The 18,509-nt window shown below is 56.1% G+C and carries 17 protein-coding genes and 1 tRNA gene; 9 read left to right on the forward strand and 9 right to left on the reverse strand.

Annotation, left to right across the window (positions count from 1 at the left end; translation table 11 throughout):
* From HMPREF2541_RS12285 to HMPREF2541_RS11185, 3 genes are all read left to right on the forward strand, one after another.
* Nucleotides 1-584, forward strand: a 584-nt coding sequence (locus HMPREF2541_RS12285; protein ID WP_070543614.1) for a hypothetical protein, incomplete at its 5' end; no start/stop codon positions are given.
* 523 nt (nucleotides 585-1,107) lie between these two features.
* Nucleotides 1,108-1,181, forward strand: a tRNA-Gly gene (locus tag HMPREF2541_RS11180).
* 273 nt (nucleotides 1,182-1,454) lie between these two features.
* Nucleotides 1,455-2,795 carry an anaerobic C4-dicarboxylate transporter gene (locus HMPREF2541_RS11185; protein WP_049259395.1) on the forward strand — a complete coding sequence of 447 codons (1,341 nt, stop codon included), beginning with the start codon at nucleotides 1,455-1,457 and terminating at the stop codon, nucleotides 2,793-2,795.
* 327 nt (nucleotides 2,796-3,122) lie between these two features.
* Here HMPREF2541_RS11185 and HMPREF2541_RS11190 read toward each other — a convergent pair whose 3' ends face one another.
* Nucleotides 3,123-4,247: a polyamine ABC transporter substrate-binding protein gene (locus HMPREF2541_RS11190; RefSeq protein ID WP_070543615.1), complete on the reverse strand. Its 1,125-nt coding sequence runs from the start codon at nucleotides 4,245-4,247 to the stop codon at nucleotides 3,123-3,125.
* 399 nt (nucleotides 4,248-4,646) lie between these two features.
* Here HMPREF2541_RS11190 and HMPREF2541_RS11195 point away from each other — a divergent pair, with 399 nt between their 5' ends.
* From HMPREF2541_RS11195 to HMPREF2541_RS11210, 4 genes are all read left to right on the forward strand, one after another.
* On the forward strand, nucleotides 4,647-5,375 hold the full coding sequence (locus HMPREF2541_RS11195) for a metal ABC transporter ATP-binding protein (protein WP_064086657.1): 729 nt from the start codon (nucleotides 4,647-4,649) through the stop codon (nucleotides 5,373-5,375).
* Between the two features lie 22 nt (nucleotides 5,376-5,397).
* The gene (locus HMPREF2541_RS11200) at nucleotides 5,398-5,742 is read left to right on the forward strand and encodes a hypothetical protein (protein WP_053093172.1); all 345 of its coding nucleotides are present in this window, start codon (nucleotides 5,398-5,400) and stop codon (nucleotides 5,740-5,742) included.
* Between the two features lie 65 nt (nucleotides 5,743-5,807).
* Nucleotides 5,808-6,680 carry a metal ABC transporter permease gene (locus HMPREF2541_RS11205; RefSeq protein WP_049259389.1) on the forward strand — a complete coding sequence of 291 codons (873 nt, stop codon included), beginning with the start codon at nucleotides 5,808-5,810 and terminating at the stop codon, nucleotides 6,678-6,680.
* A 146-nt stretch (nucleotides 6,681-6,826) separates the two neighbouring features.
* On the forward strand, nucleotides 6,827-7,771 hold the full coding sequence (locus tag HMPREF2541_RS11210) for a metal ABC transporter solute-binding protein, Zn/Mn family (RefSeq protein ID WP_049259442.1): 945 nt from the start codon (nucleotides 6,827-6,829) through the stop codon (nucleotides 7,769-7,771).
* Between the two features lie 108 nt (nucleotides 7,772-7,879).
* Here the strand turns inward: HMPREF2541_RS11210 and HMPREF2541_RS11215 are convergent, their stop codons facing one another.
* From HMPREF2541_RS11215 to ilvD, 6 genes are all read right to left on the reverse strand, one after another.
* Nucleotides 7,880-8,206 (reverse strand): hypothetical protein, encoded by a 327-nt coding sequence (locus tag HMPREF2541_RS11215; RefSeq protein ID WP_049259387.1) that lies wholly within the window; start codon nucleotides 8,204-8,206, stop codon nucleotides 7,880-7,882.
* 126 nt (nucleotides 8,207-8,332) lie between these two features.
* Nucleotides 8,333-8,893 (reverse strand): SH3 domain-containing protein, encoded by a 561-nt coding sequence (locus HMPREF2541_RS11220; RefSeq protein ID WP_049259386.1) that lies wholly within the window; start codon nucleotides 8,891-8,893, stop codon nucleotides 8,333-8,335.
* Nucleotides 8,894-9,042: 149 nt separating this feature from the next.
* Nucleotides 9,043-9,894 (reverse strand): hypothetical protein, encoded by an 852-nt coding sequence (locus HMPREF2541_RS11225; protein ID WP_070543617.1) that lies wholly within the window; start codon nucleotides 9,892-9,894, stop codon nucleotides 9,043-9,045.
* A 111-nt stretch (nucleotides 9,895-10,005) separates the two neighbouring features.
* Nucleotides 10,006-10,842, reverse strand: a complete 837-nt coding sequence (locus HMPREF2541_RS11230; RefSeq protein WP_070543619.1) for an ion transporter — start codon at nucleotides 10,840-10,842, stop codon at nucleotides 10,006-10,008.
* 213 nt (nucleotides 10,843-11,055) lie between these two features.
* Complete coding sequence (locus HMPREF2541_RS11235; RefSeq protein ID WP_081253347.1) at nucleotides 11,056-11,574, reverse strand: SH3 domain-containing protein; 519 nt, start codon at nucleotides 11,572-11,574, stop codon at nucleotides 11,056-11,058.
* A 145-nt stretch (nucleotides 11,575-11,719) separates the two neighbouring features.
* Complete coding sequence (gene ilvD / locus HMPREF2541_RS11240; protein WP_070543621.1) at nucleotides 11,720-13,579, reverse strand: dihydroxy-acid dehydratase; 1,860 nt, start codon at nucleotides 13,577-13,579, stop codon at nucleotides 11,720-11,722.
* Nucleotides 13,580-14,021: 442 nt separating this feature from the next.
* On the opposite strand from ilvD, the gene HMPREF2541_RS11245 reads away from it, so the two are divergent.
* A complete protein-coding gene (locus HMPREF2541_RS11245; protein WP_070543646.1) occupies nucleotides 14,022-15,386 on the forward strand; it encodes a Na+/H+ antiporter NhaC family protein in 1,365 nt (454 codons plus the stop codon).
* A 121-nt stretch (nucleotides 15,387-15,507) separates the two neighbouring features.
* Here HMPREF2541_RS11245 and HMPREF2541_RS11250 read toward each other — a convergent pair whose 3' ends face one another.
* Both HMPREF2541_RS11250 and trmB read right to left on the reverse strand, forming a co-directional pair.
* Nucleotides 15,508-16,242: a DUF4184 family protein gene (locus HMPREF2541_RS11250; protein WP_070543623.1), complete on the reverse strand. Its 735-nt coding sequence runs from the start codon at nucleotides 16,240-16,242 to the stop codon at nucleotides 15,508-15,510.
* Between the two features lie 148 nt (nucleotides 16,243-16,390).
* The gene (gene trmB / locus HMPREF2541_RS11255; RefSeq protein ID WP_064086647.1) at nucleotides 16,391-17,086 is read right to left on the reverse strand and encodes a tRNA (guanosine(46)-N7)-methyltransferase TrmB; all 696 of its coding nucleotides are present in this window, start codon (nucleotides 17,084-17,086) and stop codon (nucleotides 16,391-16,393) included.
* A gap of 255 nt (nucleotides 17,087-17,341) precedes the next feature.
* Between trmB and recA the strand changes: the two genes are divergently transcribed.
* Nucleotides 17,342-18,427 carry a recombinase RecA gene (gene recA, locus HMPREF2541_RS11260; protein WP_064086646.1) on the forward strand — a complete coding sequence of 362 codons (1,086 nt, stop codon included), beginning with the start codon at nucleotides 17,342-17,344 and terminating at the stop codon, nucleotides 18,425-18,427.
* The last annotated feature ends 82 nt before the right edge of the window (nucleotides 18,428-18,509 follow it).

Consider the following 18,509-nt stretch of genomic DNA (forward strand, 5'->3'; position numbering starts at 1 on the left):
ACAATGTGGACGGCATCCTGCTGCTGAAAGTGCGCGGGGATGACGAGAAGTATCAGAACTACAGCTACAACCCGCGGAAAGACCAGATGTGGGAGGATGCGGCGGTGGAGAGTGGCTGGTTTAGAAATGGTTATATTGATGGTTTTCTGCCTTATGCGATGCATAATTTCCAAGGAAGTTCCGGTTATAAATATGTTGATGTATTACAAAAAGATAATTCCATTATCCGCTATAGCGGAGATTGGCAAATTACCATAGATCATCCATTCCATATTGAACCTAATCCTCGCCATCCTGCCCGTTATGCCGTTACCTACGAAAACGATGTTTCTTGGGAAAATCGCAAACATTGGATAGCGGGAACAACCATCAAGGTGATTGACACTCAAACCAACACACTAATGGCTGAAAAAACGATGTATGTTTTTGTGCTAGAACTAGGCTATTCGAAATTTGAGCAGAATCCGAATCCTTGGGGTAGGGGGAAAAGATGTGATCCTGATGAAAACCCCTATCGGCAACGAACTGCTACATTTGTTCTTAAAGTACTATTTCCATCATCTCAATCGGAGACTGCAAAATGACTGATCAACAAAAGCAGAGCCAGCACCGCCCCCATCAATAGAATGTGCAAGCTTGCTCACGCGCGGTTGCCTGATTATCAGATAACCGCGCGTGTACATTCCATACGCGATCTTGTATGGGAAAGTAAGTATCTTCCGCTATACCGGGCGGGGATGGGTTTCAGGTAGCCTCAAATCGAAAAGGCTACCTGAAACTTTTTGTGATAGGGCGCGGTGAGGAATGGTGCCCTTTTATAGTGAATTAACAAAAACCAGTACAGCGTTGGCTCGCCTTGCCGTACTATCTGTACTGTCTGCGGCTCGCCTCCTTGTCCTGATTTAAATTTAATTCACTATAAATATGCCGCTATTGGTGGGTGGTGCGGCTATCGGCAGGGTGGGCGGTTGGATGGGATTATCCGGCCTGCATGGCGGGCGGCGAGGCGCAGGCGCGGGATGGGTTGCCGGGCGGGTCGGTGTTCCGCGATTAGCGCGGGCTGGCGGTTTGCCGGGAAATCCTCTATACTGCGCGCACTCCTGTTTTGCGGGTATCGTCTAATGGTAAGGCACCGGCTTCCCAAGCCGACTATGCGGGTTCGATTCCCGTTACCCGCTCCAATTCCTGTCCCATGCTTTCACGGCATGGGATTTTTGTTGGCTTATTTGTTAAGAAATGTTTGCGATTCGGTGTACGGAATGCTGCGGGGATGGCTGTGTCGGGCAGGATATGCAGGATAGGATTGGTTATGAGAAATTAAAAATTTATTTTTATATACAATTTGTTATATTGAATAAAGGCTGCCTGAAAATAAAATCCGTTTTATTTGCGGGATAAATTTTGGTAAACTCAGCGCTCCTTTTTGCATACATAAGTTTACTTTGGAGACCATAATGAGCTTCTTTGCTCAACATGCGCAGTTTTTTATTCAGTTTGCCTTGGTGCTGTTGTGCATCTTGGCCGGCGCCCAGGTGGGCGGTATTGGCTTGGGTGTGTTCGGCGGTATCGGTTTGGCAATATTGTCGTTCGGTTTCGGTTTGGAGCCCACCAGCCCGCCGATTGATGTGATGCTGATGATTATGGCAGTGGTGTCGGCAGCGGCGGCGATGCAGGCGGCCGGCGGTTTGGACTATATGATTAAAATCGCCACCCGCGTGCTGCATAAAAACCCGAAATACATCACCTTTATCGCGCCGATGGTTACCTACACCTTCACCGTTTTGGCCGGTACGGGGCATGTGGCCTATTCTGTGCTGCCGGTGATTGCGGAAGTGAGCCGCAAAAACGGTATCCGCCCGGAACGCCCGCTCACCATGGCGGTGATTGCTTCGCAGTTTGCCATTGTGGCCAGCCCGATTGCGGCGGCGGTGGTGGCCTGCGTGAGCTATCTCGAGCCGCAGCATATTACGATGGCAGACGTGCTTAAAGTGAGCGTGCCTTCCACCATTATCGGTATCGGCATTGCCTGCGTGTTGGTGAACCGGATGGGCAAAGAGCTGAAAGACGATCCGGAATACCAACGCCGCCTGAAAGACCCGGCCTACAGCAAGCTGTATGACACGGAAACCGTTGCCGCCGATGCGCAAGTGAGCGGCAAGGCTAAGATTTCGGTGGGGATTTTCCTGTTTGCCGCTATTTTGGTGGTGCTGCTCGGCGCGATGCCTTCGCTGCGCCCGGTGTTTAACGATAAACCGATGGGTATGGCGCACACCATTGAAATTGTGATGCTTTCCGCTGCCGCGCTGATTATTGTTACCTGCAAACCAGATGGCAATGCGATTACGCAGGGCTCGGTGTTCCATGCCGGTATGCGCGCCGTGATTGCCGTATTCGGTGTGGCCTGGCTGGGCGATACGCTGATGCACGGGCATTTGGACGAAGTGCAGCAGGCGGTGTCCGGCTTGGTGCAGAGCGCGCCGTGGGCGTTTGCCTTTGCGCTGTTTGTGCTTTCCGTGTTGGTGAACAGCCAGGGCGCCACCGTGGCGACGCTGTTCCCAGTGGCCATTTCGCTGGGCGTACCCGCGCCGATTATCATCGGCACATTCGTGGCGGTGAACGGCTATTTCTTCATTCCGAACTACGGCCCGATTATTGCCGCCATCGATTTCGATAGCACGGGCACGACGAAAATCGGCAAGTTTATTTTCAACCACAGCTTTATGCTGCCCGGCTTGTTGAGCATGGGCTTCAGCTTGGCCTTCGGCCTGCTGTTCTCCAAGATGTTCTTCGGCTGAACGGTTTGATTGGAATATACGCGCTCGGGCTTTGGCTCGGGCGTTTTGCTTTGGGAAAGGCTACCTGAAAGGTTAATTGCCTAAGCACTCAAGCCGGTTGTTTTGATTTCGTTGGGATTACTGCTTTCAGGTAGCCTTGATGTGGCATACTGGAACGGTAAATGGTGGGGGAGTGAGCTCTCTTCCTTAATATTGTGGTTGCAAGCCACCCCTTGCAGGCTACCTGAAAGTTGAGCGTAATACAGTTTGCTCGGGCATCGCAGCCAAATTGGCTAAAAGGCTACCTGAAATTTTCAGGTAGCCTTTTGTGGTTTGCTGGCATTGCCGTTATTTAATCGCCATCAGCCTTTGATAGAGCTGGGTCATTAGGCGGCTGGTGTGTGGGTCTTTGGGCAGGATGACGAAGCTGTTGGCCATGGCTTCTTCGCTGGGGAAGATGGATTCGTTGTTGCGGTATGCCTCGGGCATCAGCGCGCGGGCTGGCTGGCTGGCGGGGGCATAGGTAACGAAACTGCCGTTGGCGGCGGCTACTTTGGGATCGAGGGTGTAGTTGATGTATTTGAGGGCGTTGGCGGGGTGGTGCGCATCTTTGGGAATCATCAGGGAGTCGATCCACACCGCCAGGCCGTTTTTGGGCACGAGCACTTGGATGTCGATGCCGTTGCCGGCTTCGATGGCCCGGTTGCGGGCGATGTTCAAATCGCCGCCGTAGCCCACGGCCACGCACAGGTTGCCGACGGCGAGGTCGTTGATGTAGGTAGAGGCGGTGAAGATGCGGATGTCTTTGCGTACGGCGCGCATCATGTTGGTGGCCGCTTGCAGGTCTTCGGGCTTGGTGCTGTTGGGGTCTTTGCCTAAGTAGTTAAGCGCCAATGGATATTGTTCGAGCGGGCTGTCGAAATAGGAAATGCCGCAGGATTTGAGTTTGGCAGTGTATTCGGGATTGAACACCAAATCCCACACGTTTTCGGGCATGGGTTTACCATCCAGGGCTTTTTGCACCATTTGGGTATTGATGGCCAGCGTGTTGATGCCCCAAAAATAGGGCACGGCGTATTTGTTGCCGGGGTCCACTTGCTCCATCAGCTTGAGCAGGTGCGGGTCGAGATTGCTGTAGTTGGGGATTTGGCTTTTGTCGATGGGCTGGTAGGCGCCGGCTTGGATTTGGCGGCCTACGTTGGAAATGGAGGGCACCACCAAATCGTAGCCGCTGCTGCCGCTGAGCATCTTGGCTTCGAGGGTTTCGTTGTTGTCGTAGTAGGCGGAGCGGATGGTGATGCCGGTTTTCTCGGTGAAGGCGGTGAGGGTGGCAGGATCGACATAATCCGCCCAGTTGTAGAGATTGAGCAGGTTGGCGTTGTCGCCTTTGGGGGCGGAAGCCTCGCTTTGGACTTGGCCGCCGCAGGCAGCGAGCAGGCCGGCGCAAATAGCGAGCAGGAGCAGTTTCTTCATTGTTATTCCTTGGTGGGCGGGGAGGGAAGGGTAAGTAGGCGCAAGCAATCTGATCATTATAGCCAAACGCTTGGCTCCTTCATACCTCGTGCTAGGGAAACGGCGCGGCTGCGAGGTTGGGGCAACTGCGCTGTGCGGCAAGTATTTTTCAATATTGCCAACAAATTGGCACTTTGTCTGCACTAAATTAACGCAGCGGCATTTTCTGCCTGCGTTTCAGGTAGCCTTCCGGCTATGGAAAAAGCACATGTTATAGAGTATCATGCCGCCCGTTACAACATAACATTCAGCACACACTATGCACTCTTGGTTACTTCGCGGCGCCGGCAGCCGTTTGCTTTTGGCCGTATCGCTCATCGCCCTGATGCTGGGCGTGTTTGCCTGGACGGGCGCCGCACTATGAGCATCGTGTTCGACAATCTCACCGTGAGCTACCGCCGCCATCCCGCCGTGCACCACATTTGCGGCGAATTCGCGCCCGGCAGCATGTGGGCGGTGTTCGGCCCCAACGGCGCGGGCAAATCCACCCTGCTCAAAGCCATCATGGGGCTGTTGAAAACCAGCACCGGCAGCGTGCAATGGCAAGGCCTCGCCCGCCGCGATATCGCCTATCTGCCCCAGCAGTCCGATATCGACCGCAGCCAGCCCATTTCCGTGTATGAGCTGGCCGCCATGGGCTTGTGGTATGAAATCGGCTTTTTCGGCGGCACCAAACCCGCACAGCGCGAACGGGTGCACGCTGCGCTCGAGCGCGTGGGCATGGCCGATTTCGCCCGCCGGAGCATTGGCCAGCTTTCCAACGGCCAATTCCAGCGAGTGCTGTTTGCCCGCATGTTGGTGCAGGACGCCAAATTCCTGCTGCTGGACGAGCCCTTCAACGCCGTGGACGCGCGCACCACTTATGAATTGCTGGAAGTATTGCGCCAATGCCACCAAAACGAAGGCCGCGCCGTGATTGCAGTGCTGCACGATTATGAGCAGGTGCGCGCCTATTTCCCCCACACCTTCCTGATTGCCCGCGAAAAAATCGCCAGCGGCGCCACTGCCGAGGTGCTCACCGAAGGCTACCTGAAACAGGCCGCCGAAGCCATGCACCGCACCGAACCGAGCGAATGGTGCGCCGCTTGAGTTTTCAGGTAGCCTGAACGCTATGTTTGCCGCCACCGTTGTTTTCTTCCGAAACTGCAGCGAAGATTTCTCCGCCGAAGCGTTCCCGCAGCGCATCCGCAGCCGTACACACTTTCCTGCCGAAGGCTACCGCCCGCACTTCGCGCCCAAAGGTAGCCGCGAAATGCTCGGCATCGTGTTTGCCGCGTTTGAACACACCCGATTCGGCGAGCCGCTGCAAGCCGGGCTGGATTACCTCTATCCCGGCCGCGTGGATTATTCCGCCCTGCGCCCCGGCACGGAATTTTGGATTATGGAAGGCGGCACCGCCGTGGGCGAAGGCGTAATCACTGCCAACGGCCAGCTGCCTGCCAAGCAGGCTACCTGAAAACATGAGTTGCCACGCAACTGAACAATAAAACCCAACCTATTTATCACGAATAAGCACACACCATGACCCTCTCCCAGCTCCTGATCGAACCTTTTGCCGACGATTTTATGCGCTATGCCCTTGCTTCCGTGCTGTTTTTGGCCGTGGGCGCGGCGCCGGTGGGCGTGTTTTTGGTGATGCGGCGCATGAGCCTGGTGGGCGATGCGCTCGGTCATGCGGTGCTGCCCGGTGCGGCGGCGGGCTATATTGCCGCCGGTTCGCTCAGCCTGCCCGCCATGAGCCTGGGCGGTTTTGCCGCCGGGCTGGCGATGGCGCTGCTCGCCGGCTTGGTGAGCCGCCACACCAATTTGAAGGAAGACGCGAATTTTGCCGCGTTTTATCTGGCCAGCCTGGCCTTGGGCGTGGTGCTGGTGAGCAGCTACGGCAGCAATGTGGATTTGCTACATCTTTTGTTCGGCTCTGTACTGGCGGTGGATACGCCGTCACTGATTTTGGTGTTGTGCGTGAGCGCGGTGTCGGTGTTGACGTTGGCGCTGATCTACCGCCCACTGATGCTGGAGAGCATCGACCCGCTGTTTCTGCGCGCGGTAAACGGGCGTGGCGGGCTGTGGCATGTGCTGTTTCTGATGCTGGTGGTGCTGAATTTGGTGGCCGGTTTTCAGGCCATCGGCACGCTGATGTCGGTGGGCGTGATGATGCTGCCGGCGATTACCGCGCGGCTGTGGTCGCGCAGCATGGGCGGGCTGATTGCGCTCGCGGTGCTGATTGCGCTCGCCTGCAGCTTCTGCGGCCTGCTGTTTTCCTACCATGTGGATATCCCCTCCGGCCCGGCGATTATTTTGTGCCTGGGCGGCGTGTATGCCGTGTCGCTGTTTATCGGGCGCGAGGGCGGGATGCTGCCGAAATGGTGGCGCGGCAGGCATTTGCGGGCTTGATTGGCTGGGCCAGCCAAGAGAGGCTAATAGGTTTAAAGGCTACCTGAAAGCTTAAGCTTCCACAAAGCTAAAATTGTTTTCAGGTAGCCTCACGGACGAGCCGGAAGGCTCATATGACAACCAAACATAAGGAGTAAAAGATGAAATTGAAGCATTGGAAACTCGGCCTGATTGCCGCGCTGTTTTCCGGCAGCCTGTATGCCGCGCCGCTGGAAGTGGTGTCGAGCTTCAGCATTTTGGGTGACGTGGCCAAGCAGGTGGGCGGCGAGCGCGTGAACGTGAGCAACCTGGTCGGCCCTGACCAAGACGCGCATGCCTACAACCTCACCAGCCGCGATATGCAGCGCATCCGCAATGCCAAGCTCGTATTGGTGAACGGCTTGGGTTTTGAGCAGGCTGCGGTGATGCGCGGCATCCGCCAAAGCGGCGTGCCGTTTGCCGAGGCCACCAAAAACATCCAGCCGATGAAGGCCGAAGACCACGACGACGATGATCACGACCACGATCATGATCACGGCCATGACCACCACGGCCACGGTCATGACCACGGCCACCACCATCACGGCGAATTCGATCCGCACGTGTGGAACGATCCCGTGCTGATGAAAACCTATGCCCAAAACGTGGCCGACGCGCTGATTAAAGTCGACCCGCAAGGCCGCGCTTATTACCAGCAGCGCCTCAACGGCTACCAAGCCCGCCTCGATGCCATGCACCAATGGGCGCAAACCCAATTCAACAGCGTGCCGCAGGCACGGCGCAAAGTGCTCACCGGGCACGATGCCTTCAACTACATGGGCAAACGCTACCGCATCGAATTCATCGCCCCGCAAGGCGTGAGTACCGAAGCTGAGCCTTCCGCCCGCCAGGTTTCCGCCCTAATCCGCCAAATCCGCAGCCAAGGCATCCGCGCCGCGTTTAGCGAAAACATCAAAGATTCGCGCATGGTGGAACGCATCTCGCGCGAAACCGGCATCCGCGTAAACGGCAAGCTCTATTCCGACGCCCTGAGCCGCGGCGCTCCCGCTGCTACTTATGAGCAAATGTTCCGCTACAACGTGAACGCGCTGGTGAATGCGATGAAGCAGTAGTGCTTGAAACGGCATAGTTAAAGGCTACCTGAAAACCGATTTTCTGGTTTTCAGGTAGCCTTTTATGATGGTGGAAGCAGAGTGGTAGGGTTTCAGCTCACGATGAAACTAGCCGCTTATGCTTAAATGGACATCGTATGGTTCGGAATGTTCCGCCACGATTTGTTGCAAATCGTGCAGCAGGCGGTCGATGGTTTGGGCGTATGCAACGGCATCGAGCCGGGAGAGTAGGTCTAACTCATCGAAACACGCAATGATATTCTGCAATTTCGGCGGGCAGTAGGGCAGGATTTCATCATAATTTTTCGGCGTGCGTAATGTCCAAATGCCTGCTTCCGGCGAAATGACGCCCGATTTGATGGCGTTCAATAAACCGAGCGCCAAGAAGGCGATATAGAGCGTGGGATTGGGGGTGCGGATATGCAGGGTCGGCATGATGATTGGAGAGTTTAGCGAGTAGCCAGGCGATTAGTTTGGCGCAATCATAGCCAAATTAGTGCGCCGGATAAAGTTTCAGGTAGCCTACTTGGGTATGGCAGGCTACCTGAAATGTTTTACTGCTTAACGCCCGGCTTTCGGCCTCAACTGGCTTTTGTGCACATAGCCATAAGTGTCGCTGTCGCTGCCGTGTACGCTCACATAGTGCCAGTCGCCTTGGCGCTTGGCGGGGTGTTCGGTCACGGTGGTGCCGTTGGGGATACGTTGCTGTATTTCAGCACGGCTGTTGGCATTCAGGCGCAGGTTGGCCGAGCCGTCGGCGCTGTGCACGGTATAAACATGGCGCAGGCTGACCTGGCTTTGGTGCACATAGCCGTTGACGATGCGCCGCTCTGCCGGCTGGTTTGGTCGCACGGCCAGCCGCACGCGGTACCACGCGCCACTTTTGCCGAGGATGGCGGCTTCGCTTTGATTGTCGCAAACGGCAAGGATGGCGGCGCGGGTGTTGGGCTGGGCGCGGATATTGACTTTTTCGCTGTTGTGGTTGGTAGCCAGATAGCTGGCAGGTATCGCACTGTCGGGCAGGCCGCAGCTATCGGGGGCAACATGGGCGGCGGCTGTGGCGGATAGTGCCAACAGTACGGTGGCGCAGGCGGCAGTTCGGGTATGCAGTGATGAAAGCATGGGCTTGCTCCTGAGTTGGGTTGATTGGAGGAAATTCGTTACGGATTCACCTGCCGCCATCATATCTAAATTGCTGTGCCAGATAAAGTTTCAGGTAGCCTGTGTGGCGATACAGGCTACCTGAAACTTTAGATATGCACGGGCTGCGTTTATGCGGCTCTCAATAAGGGCGCAACATAATCCCGCCATTGCAGGGCCAGGCCGGCATTGATTTCAGTGAGATTGTCGAGGAAATAGAAGAACGGCGGGTCTTGCACGCCTTCTTGGCTGGCCAACTCTTCGTTCCATGCGGCTTCCCACAGGAAAAAGCCCATGGCCGCTTCTTGGCGGCGCAGATGGGGAATGCCATTGAATTGGTTTCTTTGATGCTGCCAATGCTGCCTACATTTTGCTGCCAGCTCGGCAGAGGAAAGCCGGCTTTGGAAAAAGGCGCGGGTAGCGGCGGGATAATCGAACAACATTTGGTGGCTTCGGCTGTAGGGGCGGACGTATTCCTCTAAAAAGTCCAGTGATTGCAAGACGATTTCCTGCACCGGCACGCGCTTGAACAGCTCTGCTTCATCGGCCCAATCCTCTACCAAAATGGTTTCAAACCCTGGGTATGCCTGCAACTCGGCCAGCTGTTCGGGCGTAATCGGCATCGGCCGGATTGCGCCGATATCGTTTAAACGCATTTGGCGGTATCGGGCAAATGCTTCAGGCAGGTTGGCATCATATTGTGCCAAGGCATGGGCAAAGGCTGATTCGTGCGTTGCTTGGGCGTAATCCGCGGCATAAGGCGCGAGGAAATTGCGTGCGGTCAGCAGGGTGGGCAAATCGCTGCCGGTCGGGTAGTGCGGAGTGGTATGGGTTTGCGTCCATTCGCTTTGGGGGCAGCGGAGATAGCCCCAAGCGCGTTGGTGGGCTTCGTAGAGTTCGCTTGTCTCCCATCTGCTGCCGCTATTGAGCAAAGCGGTTTCAATAAAATCGAGGCAGATGCGTAGGTGGAGGGCGGCAGTCATGGTAGATTGCTCAATAGGGTGGGGCGAAAGCAGGCATGGGCCGGCAAAGGCTAGCTGAAAAGCGGGATCGTGCGTTTCAGGTAGCCCCTGCGGCTAAACAGGCGACCTGAATTATTTTGCCTGCCGTTCGCGCAGCAAGGCTTTGATTTCGGCTATTTCTTGATGCAGGCGCACCAGCTCGGCGCTGCTCACCAAGATTTGGCCTGTTTGTGGCGTTTCGGGCTGGTGTTCCGCCTCCGGGTCGGTGGAATGCAGATTAGACATGGTATCTACAATCACAGCCACGAATAAGTTCAGCATCACAAAGGCAGACACCAAAATAAACGGCACGAAAAACAGCCAGGCATTTGGATAGGCTTCCATCACGGGGCGCACAATGCCCATCGACCAGCTCTCCAGCGTCATCACTTGAAACAGCGTATACAGCGATTTGCCCAAGCTGCCGAACCATTCGGGGAAGCGCTCGCCAAAGAGCGTGGTGGCCATCACCGCGCCCACGTAAAACAGAATGCCCATGAGCCCCGCAATCGCCCCGATGCCCGGCACGGCCTGCAAAATGGCATCGGCAATGCGGCGCAGCTGCGGCATACGGTTGATCAGCCGCAGCACGCGCAACACGCGCAGCGAGCGCAACACCGAAAGCGCGCCTGCATTGGGCAATAGCGCCACGGCCACCACGAGGAAATCGAACACATTCCAGCCGTCGCGGAAAAACCGCCGCCCCAAAGCAATGAATTTCGCCGCCAATTCCACAATAAAAATAATCAGCGCGGCCATATCCAGCCAATGCAGCAGCGCACCGCAACGTGCCATTATGGCGGGCGAGGTTTGCAGGCCGAGGATGATGGCGTTTAAAACGATGATGAGGAGAATGGCCAGCTGGGTGGTTTGGTGCAAAACAACGGCACCGATTTTTTGCCGCCAAACGGCAGGAGAGGTGTGTGTCATGATGTGTGTGAATGGATAAGGATTAATAATTGGCTGCCTGAAAGCAGGCAGTAGGATGAAGCAAGATGATGGAGAAGCCTGTATAGCTGGCTTTCCCATCGGGCGTATTGTATCAAGTTTTTCACTGCATTGAAGCTTAACGATTTCAGGTAGCCTGCATAGTAATACAGGCTACCTGAAAGTTTGTGTTGCAACAAAGTGAAAACCAAACGGCTATTGGCAGCGTCCCGATGTTTCCTGCCGCAGCTGGCTTTTGTGGATGAAACCATCCATCGGTTTGGCAATATATAGCCAGTCGCCTTCATTCCACTCTGGGAGCACCCATACCCGCGTGCCCGTGCGCAGTTGACCAGTTTGTATCCTTGTCCCAGCATTGTCTTGGTCTTGCCGTTCTGTGCGGACATTGGCATAGCCGTCGCGGCTGCTCACAATATAGCTATGCAGCAGATGGCCCTGGCTTTTATGGATATATCCCTCCACATGGCGGCCGCCATATAAACGCCGAACGTGAAACCAGTTCCCTTGTTTGCCCAAAAAATCCAGTTTCTCTTCGTCATCGGCCAATTGCGCCAGTATCCGGCTTTGTGTGGTGGGCTGGGCACGCAGATTCACTTTATCGCCCGATTGCATATCCGGATTCGGTACCACACAGGTTTGCGCGGCTGCCGACAAAGAGAAGATTGCCAATACAAGCGTTGCAATGGATGGTAAACGCCATACAGAATGTCTCATGATGCTCCTCCTTTAGTTAGCTAACCAGTTAAAAATCAATGTCTTTATATTGTACCTCATATCTATTCGGGTTAGTCATTAAAGTTTCAGGTAGCCTGTATGGTGATACAGGCTGCCTGAAAATTGCACAGGGCTTGAAAACCAATCAGCGTTCCACTTGGCTCACATCCCGCACCGCGCCTTTGTCAGCGGAAGTCGCCATGGCGCCGTAGGCACGCAGGGCGGCGGAGACGTAGCGGTCGCGGTTTTCCGGTTTCCACGCTTTGCTGCCGCGTGCTTCCATTTCGGCGCGGCGGGCGGCGAGTTCTTCGTCGGACACTTTCAGGTTGATGCTGCGGTTAGGGATGTCGATTTCAATCGTATCTCCTTCGTGCACCAAGCCGATGGCGCCGCCTTCCGCCGCTTCGGGCGAAGCGTGGCCGATGGACAAACCTGATGTGCCGCCGGAAAAGCGTCCGTCTGTTAAGAGGGCGCAGGCTTTGCCGAGGCCTTTGGATTTCAGGTAGCTTGTCGGGTACAGCATTTCCTGCATACCGGGGCCGCCTTTGGGGCCTTCGTAGCGGATGATGACGATGTCGCCGGCAACGATTTGGTTGCCCAAAATGCCTTCGACGGCGGCTTCCTGGCTTTCAAACACGCGGGCGCGGCCGGTGAATTTGAGGATGCTCTCGTCCACACCTGCGGTTTTCACCACGCAGCCGCGTTCGGCGATGTTGCCGAACAAGACCGCCAAACCGCCGTCTTGCGAGTAGGCGTGTTCGACGTTGCGGATGCAGCCTTTTTCGCGGTCGAGATCGAGGGTTTTCCACATGCGGTTTTGCGAGAATGCTTGGGTGGTGCGCACGCCGCCGGGGGCGGCTTTGAAGCGTTCGATGGCGTGGGTGTTTTCGGGATTGGTCACGTCCCATTTTTCAATCGCGTCTTTCAGCGTCGGCGCGTGGATGGTGTACACGTCGGTGTGCAGTTTGCCTGCTTTGTCCAGTTCTTTCAGGATGGCGAAGATACCGCCGGCGCGGTGCACGTCTTCCATGTAGTAGTCGTGGTTGTTGGGCGCGGTTTTGCAGATGCAGGGGACGACGCGGCTCAGGCGGTCGATGTCGGCCATTTTGAAATCCACGCCTGCTTCGTTGGCGACGGCGAGCAAGTGCAGGATGGTGTTAGTGGAACCGCCCATGGCGATATCCATGGTCATGGCGTTTTCAAACGCTTTTTTGGTGGCGATGCTGCGCGGCAACACGGTTTCGTCGTCTTGCTCGTAATAGCGTTTGGTGATTTCGACAATCATGCGGCCCGCTTCGAGGAACAATTCTTTGCGGCCGGCGTGGGTGGCGAGGTAGGAACCGTTGCCGGGCAGGGACAGGCCGAGCGCTTCGGTCAGGCAGTTCATGGAGTTGGCGGTGAACATGCCCGAGCAGGAGCCGCAGGTCGGGCAGGCGTTTTGTTCGACTTCTTCGACCTGTTGGTTGCTGACATTGTCGTCCGCCGATTCAATCATGGCGTCAATCAAGTCCAAACGGCGTTCGGGCTGGATGTTGGCCACGCCGATGACCTTGCCCGCTTCCATCGGGCCGCCGGAAACGAAGATGGTCGGGATGTTCAGGCGCATGGCGGCAATCAGCATTCCGGGGGTAATTTTGTCGCAGTTGGAAATGCACACCAGCGCGTCGGCGCAGTGGGCGTTGACCATATATTCGATAGAGTCGGCAATCAAATCGCGGCTGGGCAGGGAGTACAGCATGCCGCTGTGTCCCATGGCAATGCCGTCGTCGATGGCGATTGTGTTGAATTCTTTGGCGATTGCGCCGGCTTTTTCAATCTCGCGGGCAACCAGTTGGCCCATGTTGTGCAGGTGGACATGGCCGGGCACGAATTGGGTGAACGAGTTGGCAACTGCGATGATGGGCTTGCCGAAGTCGGTTTCCATCACGCCGGTGGCGCGCCACAATGCGCGCGCGCCCGCCATGTTGCGGCCGTGGGTGGAGGTTTTGGAGCGGTATTCTGGCATGGTTCGGGTCCTGTTTAATGTGATGACTTATAGAATATTTGAGGCTACCTGAAAGCATGAACTGCAACAGAAGTTCAAACAGCTAAAGGCGGCATTTTTCAGGTAGCCTTTCGGTTGGGGCCTATTTTAGCTGAATAGCATGTGTTTGTTGCAAGTGCTGCCGGGAATAGAGGTGAGACATTTATTTTTTATAATGCCTAATATTTTGCAATTTTATTGCATAAACTTCATTTCTAATATGATTCTAAACTGCTTTCAGGTAGCCTGAAACACAAATCAGGCGAATCTGTGCCCTTTTAAAATAGGTATTGCTGATGCCGGGATTGCCTTGCCGGGCGGGAAATGGTAGTTTGACAGCCTCTTTACAAAATTTGTGGCACAAACTGCCAAGTTGAAGCGGGAGGAGACGGAAGTGAACGAAACCAAAGAAGCTCTATTGGAAATGCAACCGCGCGAGGCTGCGGTGATGGCTGCGTTGGTGGTGGCCGTGATGGGCATTACCATGATTCATTTCGGCTGGGTGCCGCATTTGTCGGTGATTTTGGTGCTGTGCGGGCTGCTCTGTTTCGGCAAAGCTAAAGGGTTGGATTTCGGCCGTATGCAGCTGAGCATGGCGCGCGGCGTGCTCTCCGGCATCGGCGCGATTTATCTCTTCTTTTTCATTGGTTTGCTGGTGTCGGCGCTGATGGTGTCCGGCGCGATTCCCACGCTGATGTATTACGGCTTCGAGCTGATTTCGCCGCAGTTTTTCTATCTTTCCGCCTTCGTGCTCACTTCGATGGTGGGCATGGCCATCGGCAGCAGCCTCACCACCTGCGCCACCTTAGGCGTGGCCTTTATCGGTATGGGCAGCGCCTTGGGTGCTAATCCGGCCGTGGTGGCCGGGGCGGTGGTGTCCGGCGCGTTTTTCGGCGACAAAATGTCGCCCATTTCCGACACCACCAGCATTGCCGCCTCCATTGTGGGCATCGATTTGTTCGACCACATCCGCAATATGATGTACACCACCATCCCCGCCTGGCTGCTTACCGCGCTGCTGCTTTGGCTGCTCTCCGGCCACACCGCTGCCGCCGATTTAAGCAGCGTGGCCGCCTTCCAAGCCCAGCTGCAGGCCAGCGGCTTAGTGCACGGCTACACCCTATTGCCCTTTGCCGTGCTGATCGTTTTGGCCATGCGCCGTGTGAACGCGATTTACACCATCATCATCACCATCGCCGTTTCCCTCGTGCTCACCTACCTGCACAGCAGCCCCAGCATAGAACAGCTTGGCGGCTACTTCTTCAACGGCTACGCGCCGCCAGAAGGCACCGATTTGGGCAATGTGGCCAAGCTGATTTCGCGCGGCGGCATCGGCAGCATGTTTTTCACCCAAACCATCGTTATCCTCGCCCTCAGCCTCGGCGGCCTGCTCAACGCCCTGGGCATCCTGCCCGCGCTGCTCTCCGGCATCAGCCATATGCTGGTTAACGCCGGCCGCGCCACCTTCACCGTGGCCGCCACTTCGCTGGGCGTAAACGTACTCATCGGCGAGCAATACCTCAGCCTGCTCCTGGCCGGAAACACCTTCAAGCCCATCTACGAACGGCTCGGCCTGCACCCGCGCAACATCGCCCGCACCGTGGAAGACGCAGGCACGGTAACCAACCCGCTCGTGCCCTGGAGCGTGTGCGGCGTGTTTATCCACCACGCCCTGGGCGTACCCGTAATCGAATATCTGCCCTACGCCTTCTTCTGCTACCTCAGCCTGCTGCTCACCCTCGTGTTCGGCTTCACAGGCTTCACTTTGAGCAAGAACGAGGCGGTATAAACGGCACAGCGCCGCAAATTGTTGGAAAAGGCTACCTGAAAAGTGCAAGGCGGGTTTTTGCTTCGCACTTTTCAGGTAGCCTTTTGTGTTGGTTTGGCTAAACGGCGGGAAGAGATTGAGGCTAGCTGAAAGCTAAGCGCCGTACCGCGCAGAGCAGTGAGAATCCGAGCACGGCGCAGTCGATGAGGCGGATGGTTTGGGTGGCGGCGTGAGCCAACGGGATAGGCGCGGCGGTTTGCCAGAGTGCCCAGCCGCAGAGCATCAGCAGGGTGCAGCTTGCCCAGAAGAGGCTTTTCTGCCGTGCGGTTTTGGCCGAGCGGTGCGGTCGGCGGCGGGCGGTGTGGAGTGCGAACAGCAGGCAGCCGCCCAAGCCGAACACGCCGCCGCCATATTGTAGCCATTTATAGGCCGGCAGGGCAAACACGGTCTGTTGCAGCGGGGCAAAATGTTGCACAAACCAGCCGGTCGGGTGGGTGAAGGCATCTAAAAACAAATGGGTAATCATGCCGAACAGGGTGCTGAAAACAAAGGCAAACAGCACGGCTGCCGTTTGGCGGCGTTTGTGCGGGGCGGCTATGGCATGTTCAGGTAGCCTGTAGGCCGCATTGAGGCAGTCGGGCAGGAAGTCGCGCAAGGTGTGGTGCCACAAGGCAAGATAGAGCGCGTAGAGTGCGAAACACAGCGGCAGGTTCGGCCACAGCAGATTTGCCAAATTATGCCCGCCCGGCACGGCGCGGCCGTGCAGGAAATACACGAAATCTGGCGCGAGGCTGCCGATAACCATGGCCGGGAAGTGGACGCGGCGGCAGCGGGCAAAGGGCAGCACGGCAACGGGGTGGGCAAGGGTGAAGGGCATGGCGGGAGAAGATGGGCAGGCTTGGCAAGAGGCTACCTGAAGCGGGTTTTATTGAAGCTGCGCTTTCAGGTAGCCTGTTTTGAATCGGGTAGAGAAATGTTGGTATGCGGGCAAAGAGCGGTGGGCAAAGGCTACCTGAAAATTGCCGTCAGCGTTTTTCAAACACCAAATCCCACACGCCATGCCCGAGCCGTTTGCCGCGGGCTTCAAATTTGGTTTCGGGGCGGTAGGCCGGGGTGGGGGCGTAGGCTTCGGCGGTGTTTTGCAGCTCGGGGAAGCTGTTCAGCACTTCGAGCATCTGCACGGCGTATTCTTCCCAGTCGGTGGCGAGGTGGATATAGCCGCCGCTTTTGAGTTTGGGCAGCAGTTTGGCCACGAAGGGGGCTTGAATCAGGCGGCGTTTGTGATGGCGTTTTTTGTGCCAGGGGTCGGGGAAGAAGATGTGGATGCCGCTTAGGCAGGCGTCGGACAGCATGGTTTCCACCACTTCTACGGCATCGTGGCGCATCACGCGGATATTGGCAATATCCTGTTCGGCCATGAGTTTGCACAAATTGCCCACGCCTGGGCCGTGCACGTCGATGGCGAGAAAATCTTTTTCAGGTAGCCTTTTGGCGATTTCGGCGGTGGCGGTGCCCATGCCGAAGCCGATTTCGAGGATTTTGGGGGCTTCCCGGCCGAAGGCGGCGTTTAAATCAACAGGCGCATGTTGAAAATCCAGGCCGAAGCGCGGCCAGTTTTCATCGATGGCACGCTGTTGGGCGGGGGTCATGTGGCCTTGGCGCAAAACGAAAGATTTGATGCTGCGCGGGTGTTGTTCGTGTTGGGCATCGGATTGAGTCATGTTGGGTATCTGCAATGTATGGATTAAATGGCGCTCTAGTGGATTTAAATTTAAATCGGGACAAGGCGGCGAGCCGCAGATAGTACAATAGTACAGCAAGGCAAGCCAACGCTGTACCGGTTTTTGTGAATTCACTATATATTGCCAGCATCGGGCAGGGCGCTCAAGTTTCAACCGCTTTCCGGCAAACACAGCGGCGGTGCTTTGTGCGATAATCCGCCAGATTTATTCACACTTCAGAAACAGGGATTGATTATGGCAGAAGCAAAAAACAAGGCAGATAAAGCGTCTACTCCTGAAGACGATAAGAAAAAGGCTCTGGCCGCCGCGCTGGCGCAGATTGAAAAGAATTTCGGCAAAGGCGCCATCATGAAGATGGACGGCAGCCATCAGGACGAAAACTTGGAAGTGATTTCCACCGGCTCTTTGGGCGTGGATTTGGCGCTGGGCGTGGGCGGTTTGCCGCGCGGGCGCATTGTGGAAATCTTCGGCCCGGAATCTTCCGGCAAAACCACACTGTGCTTGGAAACCATCGCGCAGTGCCAGAAAAACGGCGGCGTGTGTGCCTTTATCGATGCGGAAAACGCGTTCGACCCGATTTACGCGCGCAAGCTGGGCGTGAAGGTGGAAGAGCTGATGGTGTCGCAGCCGGACACGGGCGAGCAGGCGCTGGAAATCTGCGATATGCTGGTGCGCTCCGGCGGTGTGGACATGGTGGTGATCGACTCCGTGGCCGCGCTGGTGCCGAAAGCAGAAATCGAAGGCGAAATGGGCGACAGCCACGTGGGCCTGCAAGCCCGCCTAATGAGCCAGGCCTTGCGCAAGCTCACTGGCCACATTAAGAAAACCAACACTTTGGTGGTATTCATCAACCAAATCCGCATGAAGATCGGCGTGATGTTCGGCAGCCCGGAAACCACCACCGGCGGCAACGCGCTCAAGTTCTATGCCTCCGTGCGCCTCGATATCCGCCGCATCGGCCAAATTAAAAAGGGCGATGACATCCTGGGCAACGAAACCCGCGTGAAAGTGATTAAAAACAAAGTGGCGCCGCCGTTCCGCCAAGCCGAGTTCGACATCCTCTACGGCGAAGGCGTAAGCCGCGAAGGCGAGCTGATCGACTGGGGCGATAAAGTCGGCATCATCAAAAAATCCGGCGCGTGGTACAGCTACAACGGCGACAAAATCGGCCAAGGCAAAGACAACGTGCGCGTGTGGCTGAAGGAAAACCCGGAAGTGGCCGCCGAAATCGAAGCGCAAATCCGCAAGGAAGTCGGCATCAATATCGAGATTACCGAAGGCCAACGCGACGACACCGACGGCGAACAGCCGGAAGAGTAGGCCGACTGTAAAGGCTACCTGAAAATACTTGGCGAAAGGTTTTAGCTTCGCAGAAACTTCGCTGCGCTACGTTTTCAGGTAG

Origin of the sequence: Eikenella sp. HMSC061C02 (genome assembly GCF_001809035.1) — a bacterium.
In the GTDB taxonomy this organism is placed as follows: Bacteria; Pseudomonadota; Gammaproteobacteria; order Burkholderiales; family Neisseriaceae; genus Eikenella; species Eikenella corrodens.